The sequence below is a fragment of the Paracoccus sp. (in: a-proteobacteria) genome (assembly GCF_030604785.1).
Classification (GTDB): domain Bacteria; phylum Pseudomonadota; class Alphaproteobacteria; order Rhodobacterales; family Rhodobacteraceae; genus Paracoccus.
The window spans coordinates 22,195-38,395 of sequence record NZ_JAUVVF010000034.1 but is presented as its reverse complement, the minus strand read 5'-3'; the positions used below and the strand labels follow the sequence as shown (position 1 = coordinate 38,395).

The following is a 16,201-nucleotide window of genomic DNA, read 5'->3' as shown; positions in this document are numbered from 1 at the left end:
CTCGGGCGCAGGGGGCGCGGCGGCGGGCTGGGCCTCGGCTGCGCCTTCGGGCGGCATAGTCTCGGGCGCGGTCGGAGCGGGGACGTCCATGAGCCTTCTCCTGTCGGGTGATGTCACGATCCCGTTACATGAATTTCACATGCCCCGCCTTGCGCCAGATCAAGCCCGCGGCTCATGCTGCGCGCATGTGTCGAAAGGACCGCAAATGCTGATCATCCACGGCGTCACCCGTTCGCGCGCCTCGCGCGTCATCTGGCTGTGTCACGAACTGTCCCTGCCCTTCGAGCAGCGCCCGGTCATCCAGGCCTACCGTCTGGCCGATGCCACCGCGAAGGGCGCGCCGCTGAACACGCGCAGCCCCGAATTCCTGGCCCTGTCGCCCGCAGGCGCCATTCCGGTGATCGAGGATGACGGGCTGGTCCTCTCGGAATCGCTGGCCGCGACGCTGCATCTGGCGCGCAAGCATGGCGGCCCGCTTGGACCGCAGGACGCGGCCGAGGAGGCGCTGATGCTGCAATGGTCGCTTTATGCCGCAACCGGGATCGAGCCCGACGCCCTGACCATCCAGATGCTGACCCGTCCGCAGGCCGATGCCGGCGACCGTGCGCTGATCGACGACGCGATTTCGCGGCTGGAGCGGCCGCTGCGCGTGGTCCAGGATCATCTGGCGGCCCATGGCGGCCATCTGGTCGGCGGGCGCTTCACCGTGGCCGACCTCAACATGGCCGAGATCGTCCGCTACGCTTGGACCGATCCCCGCATGGCGCGCAGATGGCCGGGCATCGCAGCCTGGCTGACCGCCTGTCAGGACCGCCCCGCCTTTCAGCGCATGTGGCAGGCACGGCTGGCCGAACCTGCCTGATAGCGCCGCAAGGGATGGGTCTGAACCGGCGGGCGGCCACAAGCCCTTGCCGCCCTGCCCCGCGCCATGAGATACAGTCGGCCAATCAGACGACAGGACGACGAACCCATGGCTGACGATCTTCTTTCCGGCAACGCCGCCAGCGACGCCTATTCCGCATCCTCGATCGAGGTGCTGGAAGGGCTGGAGCCCGTGCGCAAGCGGCCCGGCATGTATATCGGCGGCACCGATGAACGCGCGCTGCATCACCTCGTGGCCGAGATCCTCGACAACTCGATGGACGAGGCAGTGGCCGGCCACGCCACCCGGATCGAGGTCGAGTTGCTGGCCGATTACAGCGTCGTGGTGCGCGATAACGGACGCGGCATCCCGATCGACCCCCATCCCAAGTTTCCCGGCAAGTCCGCGCTGGAGGTCATCCTCTGCACGCTGCATGCGGGGGGCAAGTTCTCGGGCGACACCTACCAGACCTCGGGCGGGCTTCACGGGGTGGGCGCCTCGGTCGTGAACGCGCTGTCGGACCTGATGGTCGTGCAGGTCGCGCGGAACAAGGAGCTCTTCGAACAGCGATTTTCGCGCGGCATTCCCGAAGGCCCGGTGGCCAGGATAGGCTCGGCCCCGAACCGGCGCGGCACCACCGTGACCTTCCACGCGGACGAACAGATCTTCGGCCATCACCGCTTCAAGCCCGCGCGGCTGATCAAGATGGTGAAGTCCAAGGCCTATTTGTTCTCGGGCGTCGAGATCCGCTGGAAATCCGAGATCGACGACGGCGAGACGCCCTGCGAGGCCGTGTTCCATTTTCCCGGCGGTCTGGCCGATTATCTGGCCGAGACGCTGCAGGGCGTGACCACCTATTCCGACCGCCCCTTTGCCGGCAGCGTCGATTTCAAGCGCTTCAACGCGCCGGGCAAGGTCGATTGGGCGATCCACTGGACGCCCTCGCGCGACGGCTTCATCCAGTCCTATTGCAACACCGTCCCCACCCCCGAGGGCGGGACGCATGAAATGGGCTTCTGGAACGCGATCCTCAAGGGCATCCGCGCCTATGGCGAGATGGTCGGCAACAAGAAGGCCGCGCAGATCCTGCGCGACGATCTGGTGACGGGGGGCTGCGCGTTGGTCTCGTGTTTCATCCGCGAGCCTGAATTCGTGGGCCAGACCAAGGACCGGCTGGCCACGACCGAGGCTGCCCGTCTGGTCGAGGGCGCCGTGCGCGACCATTTCGACAACTGGCTTGCCTCGGACACGAAATCGGCGGGGGCGATCCTCGATTTCCTGATCCTGCGGGCCGAGGAACGGCTGCGGCGCAAGCAGGAAAAGGAAACCGCCCGCAAGACGGCGACGAAAAAGCTGCGCCTGCCCGGCAAGCTGGTCGATTGCAGCGCCACGAACCGCGACGGAACCGAGCTGTTCATCGTCGAGGGCGATTCGGCTGGCGGTTCGGCCAAGATGGCCCGCGACCGCACGAACCAAGCGCTGCTGCCGCTGCGCGGCAAGATCCTGAACGTGCTGGGCGCCGCGTCATCAAAGATGGGCGCCAATCAGGAGATCAACGATCTCTGTCAGGCGCTTGGCGTAGGGATGGGCTCAAAGTTCAACGTCGATGACCTGCGCTATGACAAGATCATCATCATGACCGACGCCGATGTGGACGGAGCCCATATCGCCAGCCTTCTGATGACATTCTTCTTCACGCAGATGCGGCCGCTGATCGACAAGGGCCACCTCTATCTGGCCTGCCCGCCGCTTTACCGCCTGACGCAGGGCGCGCACCGCGTCTATGTGGCCGACGACGCGGAGAAGGAGCGGATGCTGGCCAAGGGCCTTGGCGGGCGCGGCAAGATCGACGTGCAGCGATTCAAGGGTCTGGGCGAGATGGACGCCAAGGACCTCAAGGACACGACGATGAACCCCAAGACGCGCAAGCTGATCCGGGTCAGCATCGACGATGATGAGGGCGGCGAGACCGGCGATCTGGTCGAACGGCTGATGGGCAAGAAGCCCGAATTGCGGTTCGAGTATATTCAGGAGAATGCGCGGTTCGTCGAGGAGTTGGATGTCTGACGCCTGACAGCCTCTGACCTGCCGCCGCGCCTATCTCAGCCAATCAGGAAGCCAAGCGAGCGGCTTCGGAACATGCCCTCGGTCATGCATTGCCCGCTGCAGGTAGTCATCGCGCGCCTTGTCCAGCGCATCTGCGCCTAGGTGAAGCGCGCGCAACAGCGCCATTTCAGGCTCTCTCGCCAAAATGGGGTCGGTTTCTATAGAGACCTTGCGACATGTCAGGTGCAATCTGACGACAACGTCGTCTATTCGATCCAACGCAGCCTGAATGTCGGCCAAGCTAACCCAACCTTTGGCGCAATCCGCGCGCTTGGAATTGCCATCGTTATGCGCGATGTGCTTGTCCCGACGTTCCTTCAGTTTAGCGGCCAAGTCAAAAGCGACCTCAACTTCTGTTGCCAATTCAAGCGAGGTGTCTTTCGGTGCGAGGGCAATCAGAAGCCTCAACCCAAAATTGACGTTTCCACGCCGGTCTTCTGGTGGATCAAGTAAGCGGCACAGTCGGATGACGATATCGTCAAACAGCAGGTCCTGAAGAAGCTGGGCGATCTCGGGCGCCGCGCGGTTCAAGACCTCGACGCGGCGCGGATCTGAACCGTAAAGCCCGCGAAAGATGTGAAGCTCATACTTTATCCTGGCCGTTTCAAGGGTGCAGAACTTCAGGATAGCGCTGAACCGCTCGTCCTCGGGCAAGTCGCTATAGTGTTCCCAAGGCCGCTCCAAGACCGCCCTCCTAAACCCACTTCGCCAAGGGTGGCAGGCTCATCAGCACCGCATCCGCGTTATGCCCCGTCTCCAGACCGAACTTGGTGCCACGGTCGTAGACGAGATTATATTCCGCATAGAGGCCGCGATGGATCAGCTGGGCATCGCGGTCGCCTGCGGTGAAGGGCTGGGTCATGCGCGCCTCGGCCAGGGGCAGGAAAGCGGGCAGGAAGGCCTCGCCCACGGCGCGGGTAAAGGCGAAGTCGGCCTCCCATTCGCCGGTGTTCAGGTCGTCGTAGAAGATGCCGCCCACGCCGCGCGCCCGGCCTCGATGGGGGATGAAGAAATACTCGTCCGCCCAGGCCTTGAAGCGGTCGTAGTAGCCCGCGCCGTGCGGGGCGCAGGCGGCGCGCAGCGTGTCGTGGAAATGCGCCGTGTCCTCGGGATATTCGAGGCAGGGGTTCAGGTCGGAGCCGCCGCCGAACCACCAGGCGCCCGGGGTCCAGAACATGCGGGTGTTCATGTGGACAGCGGGGGCGTGCGGGTTCCGCATATGCGCGACGAGGCTGATCCCCGAGGCCCAGAATCGCGGATCGGCCTCCATCCCCGGCACACCGCGGGCGGCCATCGCGGCCTGTGCGCGGGGGGCAAGGGTGCCGTGGACCTCGGACCAGTTCACGCCGACCTTCTCGAAGACGCGGCCGCCGCGCATGACCGACATCAGCCCGCCGCCGCCATCGCCCGCCCGTTCCGTGGGCGTCACCTCGAACCGGCCCGGCGGCAGATCGCCCGGGCCGCGATCCTCCAGCGCCTCGAAGGCGCCGACGATCCGGTCGCGCAATTCCCGAAACCAGCTGGCGGCGCGGCGGCGCTGTTCTTCCATGGCGGACCTCATTCGTGATTTGCCTTTGCCGCCTCGGTGCGGCTAGCTGTCGGAAAACCTGTAACGAGACCTGCCATGCCCCGCAACATCACCGGCGCCCTGATCCTGGCCCTGCCGCTGGCGCTTGCCGCCTGCGGCACGCCGCAGGAACGCTGCATCAGCCGAAACACGACCGAATACCGCACCGTGAACAGCCTTCTGGCCGAGGTCGAGGGCAATCTGGCGCGCGGCTATGCCTGGGACGAGCGGCAGGTCGTGCGGTCGCGGCTGGCGCAATGCCAGACCGTCACGACCGACCGCGAGGGCAAGCCCGTCATCACCACCTATGGCTGCTGGCGCGACGAGCTGGAGACCGAGCGTTTCCGCGTCCCCATCGACCCGGTCGCCGAGGCGCGCAAGCGCGACGGCCTGGTCGCGCGCCGCAACGCGCTGTCTGCCAGCGCCGAACGCGCGGTCGAGGCCTGCCGCGCCGCATATCCCGAAACCTAGAGGATCTGCGCCGCGACCGGATCGACCAGGCTGCGCCCGCCATCGACCGTGATGATCTGCCCCGTGACGAAGCGCGCCGCGTCGCTGACAAGGTAATGCACCGTCTCGGCCAGCTCGTCCGCAGGCGCGATCCGGCCCAGGGGCGTGCCCGCGATGATCTGCGCGCGCTTCTCGGGGATGTCCTTCAGCGTGCATTGCATCTCGTGCGACATGACGCTGGCGAAGCTGACGCCGTTCACGCGGATGCGGTGCGGTGCTAGCGACAGCGCAAGCCCCCGCACCGCCTGTTCCTGCGCGGCGCAGGCGATGGAATAGCCCAGCATCGTGGGCTGCGGCCGCCGCGCGGCCAGGGTCGAGATGGTGACGATGGCGCCGCTCTGGCCGTTGCCGGGCTCGTCCTCGGCCTGCCGGATCATGCGGCGCGCGACCATCTGCGACAGACGCAAGCCGGCCAGCAGGTTCTGGCGCAGCATCTCGTCCAGCGCCTCGATATCGGTGTCCAGCGGGTCCGACGACCGCACGAAGCGATGCGCGTTGACCAGCACGTCCACCCGGTCAAAAGCGTCGATCGTGGCGGAAAGCAGGTTCGCCATGGCCAGCTTCTCGGCCATGTTGCCCACGAAGCGGCGCACATGGGCGTCGCCGTCGTAATCCGCGACGGCCTGGTTCAGCGCGGCCTCGTCTCCGTCGGCGAACATGACATTGGCGCCGCGTTCGGCCAGATGGCGCGCGATGGCCAGCCCCACCCCGCGCCCCGCGCCGGTGACGATGGCGGTCTTGCCCTGGATCGACAGGCTCATCGCCGCCGCCTCATGGTCGGTTTCGCGGGGTTGGATGGCCTGCCGGCCTGACCCTTGCCCGCCGCTGTCGCCTCGATCACCTTGAAGCGGTTGTCGCCGCCGATCTCGTGGACCTGACCGAAATGCTGCGCCAGAACCGTTTCGTAGGGAAGATGGCGGTTGGCTACCATCCACAGCCGCCCTGCCCCCGTCAGCAGCCGCGCCGCAGTCGCGATGAAGGCCGCGCCCAGTTTCGGGTCGGCCTGCCGGCCCTCGTGGAAGGGCGGGTTCATCACCACGCCGTTCACCGGATCGGGCAGCCGGAAGTCGCGGGCATCGGCCCAGTGGAAATGCAGGCGCAGATCGTCCAGATTGCGCCGTGCCAGTTCCAGCGAGGCATGATCGGCCTCGACCAGATGCAGCTGCTCGACCCCGGGACGCGCCAGGACCTGCGCCGACAGCCAGCCCCAGCCTGCGCCCAGATCGACGACGCGCGTCGGCATCCGTTCCGGCAGATGCGCCGCCAGCAGGGCCGAGCCCGGGTCGATCCCGTCGGCCGAAAAGACGCCGGGCCCGGTCACGAAGCCCGGCGCGACCTCGGCGCGGGCTGCTTTCCAGTTCTCTGGCAGCCAGTCTCCCTCCGGGATGGTCGCGCGAAAGATCTTGCCATGCGCCTTGCTGTGAACCTCGTCCACCGGAGCCAGCGCGCGCAGCTCGCGCAGGATGGCGTCCACGCCATCGGTCTTCTGCCCGTCGATCCACAGGGCCGCGCCGGGCTGGAGGCGCCCCGCCGCATCGGCGATGGCCGCCCGCGCTGCCGCCTTGGCGCGCGGCAGGAACAGCAGGACCAGATCAAAGCCGCCCTCGACCGCAGGACCGACCCGCCAGCCGCGCGCCGACAGGCCCTGATGGTCGGGGAAATGGCCCTGAAGGATGCGCGTGCGCGCGGGATCAAGCGATGTCAGCGGATCAGCGGCGCGCGCCCCGATCACAAGAACCTCGCCTCCGGGATGGCCGTCCGGGAAGGCCAGGTCCAGTCTGGATTGTGTCACGGGCTACTCTTTTTCCATGGTGCATTGCAGCGGGTGCTGCTGTCGGCGCGCCAGTTCCATCACCTGCGCGACCTTCGTCTCGGCCACTTCATGCGAGAAGACGCCGACCACCGCCACCCCCTTGCGGTGGACGGTCAGCATGATCTCGATTGCCTGGGCATGGGTCATGTGGAACAGCCGTTCCAGCACATGCACCACGAATTCCATCGGCGTGAAATCGTCGTTCAGCATCAGCACCTTGTACATGGGCGGGCGCTGAGACCGGGTGCGCGGCTTGACCGCGAGTTCGGACTGGTCGTCGGGACGGTCGCTGTCTGTCATCCGATGGGTCATCTGCGTCTGAATCGTTTCAACGGGGCGCGGCATGGGCGGCACAGCCCGCGCCCGGCGCGAAGCTTGCACAGTCGAATATAGTCGAAACCCGCAGGGATGAAAGCCCCCGAGGCCGGGGCCTGCCGTCGCAGCACCGCAAGGAAGGTCCGCAGGAATGCCAAAATATGTCGAATGCGTGGTTTCAAGGAAAATGGGCCCATGCTATTGTCGTTCCATTAACGACGGGCATGCGACAAACGACATGCCCGCAGAGGCAGAGAGACCGAGACAGTGAACCGATTCCTTACCGCATTCCGGTTGTGGGCAGTGGCCTTTCTTGTGCTGCCCGTCCTGACCGTGACGATGACGCCGACGGCATCGGCTGCCCCTTTCGCGGCCTATGTGATGGATGCCCGGACGGGCCAGCCGGTCTTCCGCCAGAACGCGGATACGCGGCTGCATCCGGCCTCGCTGACCAAGATGATGACGCTCTACATGGCGTTCCACGCCATCGAAAGCGGCCGTGTCCGGCTGGATTCGCGCTTCACCATCTCCAGCAAGGCCGCGAACGAGCCGCCCTCGAAACTGGGGCTGCGGCCGGGCCAGCAGATCGAGTTGCGCTACCTGATCCGCGCCGCCGCGATCCGTTCGGCCAATGACGCGGCGACCGCCATCGGCGAGGGGCTGGCGGGCTCGGAAGAGGCCTTCACCCAGCAGATGACCCAGATGGCGCGCGCGCTCGGGATGAACAACACCCAGTTCCGCAACGCGCATGGCCTGACGCAGCAGGGGCATTTCTCGACCGCTCATGACATGAGCGTGCTCGGGCGCCACCTGTTCTATGATTTCCCCCAATATTACAACCTGTTCTCGCGCCGCTCGGCGGATGCGGGCGTGGCGCAGGTCGCCTCGACCAACCGCCGGTTTCTGGACGATTATCCGGGCGCGGACGGGATCAAGACCGGATATACGCGGGCGGCGGGCTTCAACCTGACGGCCTCGGCGCAGCGCGGCAACAAGCGGCTGATCGCCACGGTCTTCGGCGGCACCTCGACCGCGCATCGCAACCAGGTCATGGCGGAACTGCTGGATGCCAGCTTCCCGCGCATCCCCGATCGCGTCCGCGAGGTGCGTCCGCAGCGGCCCCGGATGCTGAGCCAGGCGACCACCCGCCGCGCGCAGGTCGAGCCGACCCCCGCCGCGACCCAGCCCGAGCCGCAGCGGCTGGTGCTGGATGCCTCTCCCGCGCCGGTCGCGCGGCCCGCAGCGGCGCCGGCACCCGCGCCGACCGCCAGCCTTGTGGCCTCGGCCTCGGCGGCACCCGTGCCTGACCTGACCGAGGCCTTGCGGCAGGCCGGTGCCAGCGTTGCAACGCCCGCGCCCGCGGCCGGTCTTGCACTCGCCAACAGCCTGCGCCCGAGGGCCCGGCCCGGCAGCCGAGTCGCCGAAGCGGTCGCCGAAGCCGTCGCCGAGGCGGCCCCCGCTGCCGAACCCGTCGCCACGGCAAGCCTCGCCGCGCCGGTTCTGGCATCCTCGCTGCGCCCGCGCGCCGCGCCGAACCGCGAACGCGCGACAGGCGAAACAGCGACGGCCAGCCTTGCCGCCCCTGCCGCAGCCCCTGCCCCGGTCGAAACCGCGCCCGCGGGCAGCCTCAGCCTGAACAGCTCTCCCCCGCCGCGGCCGCGTTCGGAGACGGTGATCCTGGCGGCGATGGGCGAAGGCGATCTGGGCAATCCCGAATCGCTGGAGATCGTGCGCCGTCCCGCCGATGCGGGCCGGGGCTGGGCGGTCTCGCTTGGCCTCTTCACCTCGCAGGCCGAGGCCGAGCGCGCGCTGCTGAGCCTTGCCCTGCAGGATGGCGGCGTCCTTGGCTCGTCACGGCGCAACATCGCCGACACGCGGCGGGGCTTTGACGCGCAATTCGTGAACCTGACCCGCGCACAGGCGCAACTTGCCTGCGAGAGGTTGCAGAGCCGGGCGCGTGACTGCCAGGTGATCGGCCGCTGACGCGCTGATCCCACCCTTGCCCGGAATGGGGCGCGCGGACAGCCCGCGCGCCTTTTTCTTTGCCTGACGGAGCGTGCCGCGCGGGATTGTGGATCTGGGCCCACCAGGTCACTGAACCGTCCGACCGCTCCCCCTGATGCAGGCCAGTCATCTGACAGGGCGCCTAACCCGGATGCAGATCTGCTGGCCAGCCTGCCCAGGCCAGCCAGACCCGCGACCGCTCCCTCAGAAGCCCGGATATGGTGCGGGCCAGCGATGCCGGAGAGGCCTTCGATACAGCCGCGACCTTCCCTGCCGGAACGACCACGAAAAAGGGGCGGACCCGCAGGCCCGCCCCCTTGATCGTTGCTGTCTCGGCCGGCTCAGTCGGTCTGACCCCGCGCCAATGCTCCTGCTGTCACCATCTTGCGCTGCCACAGGAACAGCGCCACCGCGACCGACAGGCCCACGATGTCGGTCAGCCAGCCGACCGCGATCATCGACAGCGCCGCCGCCAGCAGGATCACCCGCACGACCGTGGCGGCCGGACCGAAGAAGTAGCCGATTACGCCCGCAGACAGCAGGAACATGCCCAGAAGCGCCGTCGCGGTCGCGTGGACGATGTCGAGCGTCTCGCCCTGCATCAGAAGCTCATGCGAATTGAAGAACATGAACGGCACGATGAAGGCGGCAAGACCCAGCTTGAAGGCCTCGACCGAGGTCTTCATCGGATCCGATCCAGACAACCCCGCCCCCGCATAGGCGGCCAAGGCGACAGGCGGCGTGATGGCCGACATCACCGCATAGTAGAAGACGAAGAAATGCGCGACCAGGACCGGCACGCCCAGGCTGATCAGACCCGGCGCCACGACCGCCGCCGCGACCGCATAGGCCGCCGTCGTCGGCATCCCCATGCCCAGGATGATCGAGATGCACATGGCGAAGAACATCGCCAGCAACTGGCTCTGCCCGGCGATGGTCAGCAGCAGCGCCGAGAAGCGCGCGCCCACGCCCGTCAGCGCGATGACACCGACGATGATGCCCGCTGCCGCGCAGACCGCGACCATCTGGATCGACATCTTGGCGCCCAGTTCCAGCGCGCGGAAGATCTGGACCGGCCCCATCTTGTGCGGGGTCAGCCAGCTGACCATTGCGGCCGCCGCCATCCCCATCGCACCCGCACGGATCACGGAATAGCCCGCAAACAGCGTGTAGATCAGGATGATGATCGGCAGGAACAGGTAGACCTGCTTTACCAGCACGTCGAAGCGCGGCAGTTCCGAACGCGGCAGACCCTTCATGTTCAGCTTCAGCGCCTGAAGATCGACCATGAAATAGACCGAGACGAAATACAGCAGCGCCGGGATGATCGCGGCGATGACGATGTCGGTATAGGGAATGCCCGTCACCTCGGCCATGATGAAGGCGCCCGCGCCCATGATCGGCGGCAGGATCTGCCCGCCCGACGAGGCCGTCGCCTCGACCGCGGCCGAGGTCTTGGGCGAATAGCCGACCTTCTTCATCAGCGGAATGGTCAGCGAGCCGGTTGAGACCACATTGCCCGCCGAGGTGCCGTTGATCATGCCCATCAGGCCCGATGCGAAGACCGCGACCTTGGCCGGACCGCCCCGCGCCTGGCCCGCGCAGGCAAAGGCGAAGTTGACGAAATAGTCGCCCACCTTCGAGGCCTGCAGGAAGGCCGCGAAGACGATGAACAGGATGATGTAGGTCGAGCTGACCGCGATCGGGTCGCCCAGCACGCCCTGATCGGTGAAGATGTAGGTGAAGAACCGCGTGGCGCTGTAGCCGCGATGGTTCAGGAAGCCCGGCAGCCAGGGCCCGAGGAAGCTGTAGGCGATGAAGACGCCGACAATGGCGACAAGGGCCAGACCCGTCAGCCGCCGCGCCAGTTCCAGGATCAGAAGGACGCCGGTCACGGCCGCCCACAGATCGCCCGGCTGTGCGAGGGCCGTCCCCGCCCGCATCCGCAGCGCGCCCACGACAAAGAGGATGTAGCCCATGACCGCGATCGCCGCGAGGCCCAGCAGCATGTCGGGCAGGTGGATGCGCGACCGCGACCGGGTCGAGAACAGCCAGCCGGACAGGATCGCGGCGGCGGTGCCGATGGCCAGGGGGAGGCCGTAGGTCTGGAAGACCATCCGCGGCGGTTGCGCCGCGCCCGCCAGCCACCAGCCGCCCCAGGCATAGGCGACCATCAGGAAGCCGTAGCCGATGCCCCCGACAGCCACGGCCAGCAGCGCCAGTTCAAGCGGACCGCGCGGCCGGTCCTCGGTCTCGGTCGAGGATTGGCTCAGCGCCGAATAGGTCAGGAAGCCGATCAGCAGCCCCCCGCAGAGATGGAACATCCGGTAGGTCCAGGTCTCCAGCGGGTAGAAGACCATGACCACGAGGTGAAAGACGGTGTAGGCGGCGGCGAGAACCGCGATCAGCATCCCCGCGCGGCCCTTGGGGTCGCGCTGGTTGGATGCCATCGGCTCGTCATCCACGCCTTGCGCGATGACGGGCCCGGTCTCTGCCGATGGGGCAGCTTGGGCTGACATGTTGGGGTCTCCGTCGGCGCGGGCGCGCAGTCGGTTGACCGCAGCCGGGCCGTTCATGGATTGTGAAGGACCGGAGGCCCGTCAGACGGGGCCTCCGGCAAGGTCGGATCGGGATCAGCCGCGCAGTTCGGCGGGGATCTCGATGCCCTTCTCGTCGAAATAGCGCAGCGCGCCGGGGTGATAGGGCAGGAAGGTGTTCTGGTTCGCGTTTTCCGGCAGCGTTTCGGCCGCGGTGGCGTGGATCTGCATCATCGCCTCGTTGTTCTCCATCACCAGCTTGGTGATTTCGTAGGCGAGGCTTTCGGGCATGTCCTCATGCGCGATGGCAAAGTTCCACATGGCGACCGTCAGGTGCCCGTCGGGGAAGCCCTGATACAGGCCGCCCGGCACGTCAAAGGCCGACACTTCGGGCAGGGCCTCCAGGATCTGGTCGCGCTGTTCCTCGGTGAAGCCGAAGATGTTGACGGGGTTTTCCGCCGCGATCTGGGCGAAGGCGCTGATCGGCACGCCGGCGGCAAAGGCGAAGGCGTCGATCAGCCCGTCCTTGACCTGGCTGGTCGCGTCATTGGCGCCCGAATAGCTGATATTGGCCTGAACGCCCAGCACTTCGAAGAAGCGCGGCCAGTAGGTCGCGGCGGTGCCGCCGGCCGGGCCGACCGAGACGCGCTTGCCGTTCATGTCCATGACGTCGGCGATGCCCGAGGATTGCAGCGCCACCGCCTCGAACGGGGTCTGATACATCGGGAAGAGCGCGCGCATCGAGGCATGCTCGACGCCCGGCGCCAGTTCGCTGTTGCCGGTCCAGGCCTCGTAGGCCGGGCCCATCGTCACTAGGCCGATCTGGTGATCGCCGGTCTCGACCAGGGTCGCGTTCTGCACGGGGCCGCCCGTCACCTCGGCCGAGGCGTTGACGCCGAGGCTCTGGGTGATGAGGCCGGCCAGACCGGTGCCATAGATAAAATAGGTGCCGCCCTGGCTGGCCGTGCCGATCGTCAGGCTCGAGGGCCAGTCCGAGCGGTCCTCCTGGGCGAAGGCGGGCGACAGGGCGAAGGCGGCGGCAGCCGCGATGGCGGCAGTGGTCAAACGCATGAGATCCTCCCAATGGAAACGGGGCGAGGCGCGTTGCCTTCCCCGAGAACGCGCCCAGCTAGCGGCCGCCATGCGTCTGGCGCAATTCCGCCATGCAGGCCGAGCGGAAATAATTGGCGCTCGCAGCGGTGTGATGGGTGGATTCGGTAACATCGGCCTCTGGCGATGGGTGGGAATCTTCCCATCAGGGGCCGTCATCCTCGGCTGCATCGACATAGTGAGTCTTGTCGATCCGGTATTTCTGCATCTTCTCGTAGAGCGATTTGCGCGACAGACCGAGCGTTTCATAGACCGGCTTCAGCCTTCCGCCATGCGCCGCCAGCGTCGCCACGATCAGGTCGCGCTCGAAGGCGGCGACCCGATGAGCCAGGCGCATCTGCTCGGGGCTGACCTTCTCGGCGGGCTGCAAGGCGATGCCAAGTGCGTGGCGGTCGGCGGCATTGCGCAATTCGCGGACATTGCCGGGCCAGTCGCGTTCCGCGATCTCGGCCAGCAATTGCGGCGGCACCGAGACGGGCGGACGGCGATGACGGGCGGCCGCCTCCTGCACCAGCTTGATGAACAGAAGCTGCACATCCTCGCGCCGGGCCGACAAAGGCGGCACGTTCAGCGTCACGACATTCAGCCGATAGAGCAGGTCCGCCCGGAACCGGCCGGCCGCGACCTCGTCCTCCAGCGGGCGCCGCGAGGTGGCGATGAAGCGCACGTCCAGCGCCCGATCCTCGTTGGCGCCCAGGGGCGAGATGACGCGGTCCTGCACGACCCGCAGCAGCTTGCCCTGCATGTCCCAGGGCATCGAGCCGATCTCGTCCAGAAGGATCGTCCCGCCGCGCGCATGTTCGAACTTGCCGTAACGCGCCCGCAGCGCGCCGGGAAATGCGCCGGCTTCATGGCCGAACAGCTCGGATTCGATCAGCGCGGCGGGCAAGGCGGCGCAGTCGATGGCGATGAAGGGCTTGCGGGCGCGGGGCGACAGGTCATGCAGCGCGCGGGCTACGACCTCCTTGCCGGTGCCGGTCTCGCCCACGATCAGCACGTCTGCCTCGGTCGGGCCGATGGTGCGCAGGCGGCGGCGCAGATCGACCATCACGTTCGAGCGGCCGACCAGCCGCAATTCCAGATCGTCGGCCTGTCCCGCCGCCGCCCGCAGGACGCGGTTCTCCAGAACGACGCGGCGATATTCAAGCGCCCTGTCCACGATCTTGGACAATTGCCCGGTATCGAAGGGCTTTTCGATGAAGTCATGCGCCCCCTCGCGCATGGCGCGGACGGCAAGCTGGATGTCGCCATGCCCGGTCAGCAGGATCACCGGGATCTCGGCGTCGATCTCGCGGATGCGGTTCATCAGGGTCAGCCCGTCCATGCCGGGCATCCGGATGTCGGTGATGACAATCCCGTCAAAGCCGAAGCCCACCCGGTCCAGCGCCGATTGCGCGTCGGGCAGGGCCTCGATCTCGAAACCGTCGAGGTCGAGGGCCTGCGCGGTGGACAGGCGCATGTCCTCCTCGTCATCGACCAGCAGGATGCGGCCCCGGCTCATGCGACGGCCTCGTTGGCGGAGAGGCGCGGCAGGTCGATCTGGAAACAGGCCCCGCGCGGCTGCCGCAGGACCCGAAGTTCGCCTCCGAAATCCTTGATGATGTTGAAGGAAATCGACAGGCCAAGGCCAAGGCCCGCGCCGACACCCTTGGTCGAGAAGAACGGGTCGAAGATGCGTTCCTCAAGCCCCGCCGGAATGCCCGGCCCGTTATCGGACACGTCCAGAACCAGCCTGTCGCCCGCCTCGCGCAGGGTGATGCGGATGACGCCATCCTCCTGCCCCTCCAGCGCGTCCAGCGCGTTCGACAGCAGGTTGACGATCACCTGCTGGAACCGCACGGCGCCTGCGCGCATCAGGATCGGGCCTTCGGGCAGGTCGGTCTCGATCCGGGTCGGGCTTTTGCCCATGCGCCAGGCGATCACCTCCAGCGCGTCGCGCAGCACGTCCTGCAGGTCGATCACCGCCAGTTGCGAATTGGGCTTGCGGGCAAAGTTGCGCAGGGTGCGGCCGATTTCGGTCATGCGGTCGGTCAGGCCGATGATGCGGCCGACATTCTCGCGCGCTTCGGGCGCGCGGCCCCGGTCGAGCAGCGTCAGCGCGTTCGAGGCAAAGTTGCGGACCGCGCCAAGCGGCTGGTTCAGCTCATGCGACAAAGCCGCCGACATCTGGCCAAGCGCCGCCAATTTGGCCGATTGCACCAGATGGCGCTGCGTGCGGCGCAGTTCCTCCTCGGTGGCGCGGCGCTCGGACACCTCGGCCTCGAGGCGGGTGTTCAGCGCGGCCAGTTCGCGGGTGCGTTCGGCCACGCGGGTCTCAAGCTGGCTTTGCGCCTCGCGCTGCAATTGCAGCCGCTCGCGCAGCCGCGCCCGGCGCTGCGCCAGCGCAAACAGCCCCGCCACGCTGAGCCCCAGCAGCAACAGCGCCCCGACCGAGGCCCAGAAGGCCTGCCGATAGGCGGGCGCCGTGTCCAGCAGGACTTGCACCGTCCAGCCGGCCTCGGGCATGGGTTCCGAGATCACGACAAATTCGCGCATCCCCTCGGGCAGGGCCAGCCGCATCAGGCGGTGGCTGCCGACCCAGCCCAGCTTCTGCAGCGGCAAGGGCTCCAGCGCCTGATTGTCGTAGCGCCGCGTCTCCGCGACCCGCATCCGGGCCGAGGGTGACAAGGCGGCAAAGGCCCGGAAATGCCAGTCGCGGCGGCTGGCCAGAAAGACGACGCCCTCGGCATCGGTGACGATGATCTCGTATTCGGCGGCCCGCCAGCTGTCCTCGATCGCGTCCACATCGACCTTGAGCGCCAGCACCCCCACGACCCGCCCCCGGTCGCGCACCGGCGCGCCGAAGTAATAGCCCCGCTTGCCCGATGTGGTGCCGAGTGCGAAGAACCGTCCCTTGTCGCCTGCGGCAGCGTCGCTGAAATAGGGCCTGTAAACAAAGTTCTGGCCGACGAAGCTGATCTCTTCGTCGAAATTGCTGGCCGCGATGGTCGTGCCGTCCAGCGCCATGATGTAGCTGTCCGACAATCCCATCATCTGGTTGACGTGACGCAGATAGAGGTTCGCGGCCGCGATCTGCGCGCGCGGCGCATCTTCGGCCAGCGCATCCGCCAGAAGCTGTTCATGGGCGATCAGTTCGGGCAGGCGTTCATACCGGGCCAGCTCGCCACGCAGGCCGGACAGGGACAGGCGCAGCACGTTCTCGCCCTGCGGGACCGAGGCCGTGATGAAGGCGCGGCCAAGCTGGGCTGCGCCCACGGTCAGGACCAGCGCCGCCAGCGCGATGACCGCGCCGGTCAGCGCAAGCCGCCGCCCCCATCGTCTGCCCTTGCCGCGCGTCATCGACCCTTCCGCCATCCCTGCGCCATGATTGCGCGCCA

13 protein-coding genes are annotated in these 16,201 nt (G+C 67.2%); 4 read left to right on the top strand and 9 right to left on the bottom strand.

Features of this window, described 5'->3' with window-relative positions; translation table 11 throughout:
• The first annotated feature begins 205 nt into the window (after window positions 1–205).
• A complete protein-coding gene (locus QAR72_RS11690) occupies window positions 206–862 on the top strand; it encodes a glutathione S-transferase family protein (protein ID WP_304617553.1) in 657 nt (218 codons plus the stop codon).
• A 108-nt stretch (window positions 863–970) separates the two neighbouring features.
• The gene (parE, locus tag QAR72_RS11685) at window positions 971–2,929 is read left to right on the top strand and encodes a DNA topoisomerase IV subunit B (RefSeq protein WP_304617552.1); all 1,959 of its coding nucleotides are present in this window, start codon (window positions 971–973) and stop codon (window positions 2,927–2,929) included.
• A 30-nt stretch (window positions 2,930–2,959) separates the two neighbouring features.
• Here the strand turns inward: parE and QAR72_RS11680 are convergent, their stop codons facing one another.
• Together QAR72_RS11680 and hemF are read right to left on the bottom strand one after the other, a co-directional pair.
• Complete coding sequence (locus QAR72_RS11680; RefSeq protein WP_304617551.1) at window positions 2,960–3,622, bottom strand: AbiU2 domain-containing protein; 663 nt, start codon at window positions 3,620–3,622, stop codon at window positions 2,960–2,962.
• A gap of 40 nt (window positions 3,623–3,662) precedes the next feature.
• Window positions 3,663–4,529 (bottom strand): oxygen-dependent coproporphyrinogen oxidase, encoded by an 867-nt coding sequence (gene hemF, locus QAR72_RS11675; protein ID WP_304617550.1) that lies wholly within the window; start codon window positions 4,527–4,529, stop codon window positions 3,663–3,665.
• 63 nt (window positions 4,530–4,592) lie between these two features.
• Between hemF and QAR72_RS11670 the strand changes: the two genes are divergently transcribed.
• Window positions 4,593–5,006 carry a hypothetical protein gene (locus QAR72_RS11670; RefSeq protein WP_304617549.1) on the top strand — a complete coding sequence of 138 codons (414 nt, stop codon included), beginning with the start codon at window positions 4,593–4,595 and terminating at the stop codon, window positions 5,004–5,006.
• Here the strand turns inward: QAR72_RS11670 and QAR72_RS11665 are convergent.
• Genes QAR72_RS11665 through clpS form a run of 3 tightly spaced genes read right to left on the bottom strand, consistent with a single transcriptional unit; the run spans window position 5,003 to window position 7,158 of the window.
• Window positions 5,003–5,806, bottom strand: coding sequence for an SDR family NAD(P)-dependent oxidoreductase (locus tag QAR72_RS11665; protein WP_304617548.1), 804 nt, complete (start codon window positions 5,804–5,806; stop codon window positions 5,003–5,005). The two genes, QAR72_RS11670 and QAR72_RS11665, sit on opposite strands and share 4 nt — an antisense overlap.
• A complete protein-coding gene (locus QAR72_RS11660; protein WP_304617547.1) occupies window positions 5,803–6,837 on the bottom strand; it encodes a class I SAM-dependent methyltransferase in 1,035 nt (344 codons plus the stop codon). Before QAR72_RS11660 ends, QAR72_RS11665 begins: the two co-directional genes overlap by 4 nt.
• Before the next feature lie 3 nt (window positions 6,838–6,840).
• Entirely contained in the window at window positions 6,841–7,158 is a 318-nt protein-coding gene (gene clpS, locus QAR72_RS11655; RefSeq protein WP_304617546.1) for an ATP-dependent Clp protease adapter ClpS, read from the bottom strand.
• Window positions 7,159–7,440: 282 nt separating this feature from the next.
• On the opposite strand from clpS, the gene QAR72_RS11650 reads away from it, so the two are divergent.
• Window positions 7,441–9,156 (top strand): D-alanyl-D-alanine carboxypeptidase family protein, encoded by a 1,716-nt coding sequence (locus QAR72_RS11650; RefSeq protein WP_331497652.1) that lies wholly within the window; start codon window positions 7,441–7,443, stop codon window positions 9,154–9,156.
• 362 nt (window positions 9,157–9,518) lie between these two features.
• Here QAR72_RS11650 and QAR72_RS11645 read toward each other — a convergent pair whose 3' ends face one another.
• From QAR72_RS11645 to QAR72_RS11630, 4 genes are all read right to left on the bottom strand, one after another.
• Window positions 9,519–11,627: a TRAP transporter permease gene (locus tag QAR72_RS11645; protein WP_304617545.1), complete on the bottom strand. Its 2,109-nt coding sequence runs from the start codon at window positions 11,625–11,627 to the stop codon at window positions 9,519–9,521.
• A gap of 183 nt (window positions 11,628–11,810) precedes the next feature.
• Entirely contained in the window at window positions 11,811–12,785 is a 975-nt protein-coding gene (locus tag QAR72_RS11640) for a TAXI family TRAP transporter solute-binding subunit (protein ID WP_304617544.1), read from the bottom strand.
• Window positions 12,786–12,969: 184 nt separating this feature from the next.
• The gene (locus QAR72_RS11635) at window positions 12,970–14,325 is read right to left on the bottom strand and encodes a sigma-54-dependent transcriptional regulator (RefSeq protein WP_304617543.1); all 1,356 of its coding nucleotides are present in this window, start codon (window positions 14,323–14,325) and stop codon (window positions 12,970–12,972) included.
• Window positions 14,322–16,163, bottom strand: a complete 1,842-nt coding sequence (locus tag QAR72_RS11630; RefSeq protein ID WP_304617542.1) for a sensor histidine kinase — start codon at window positions 16,161–16,163, stop codon at window positions 14,322–14,324. Before QAR72_RS11630 ends, QAR72_RS11635 begins: the two co-directional genes overlap by 4 nt.
• Window positions 16,164–16,201 lie beyond the last annotated feature (38 nt).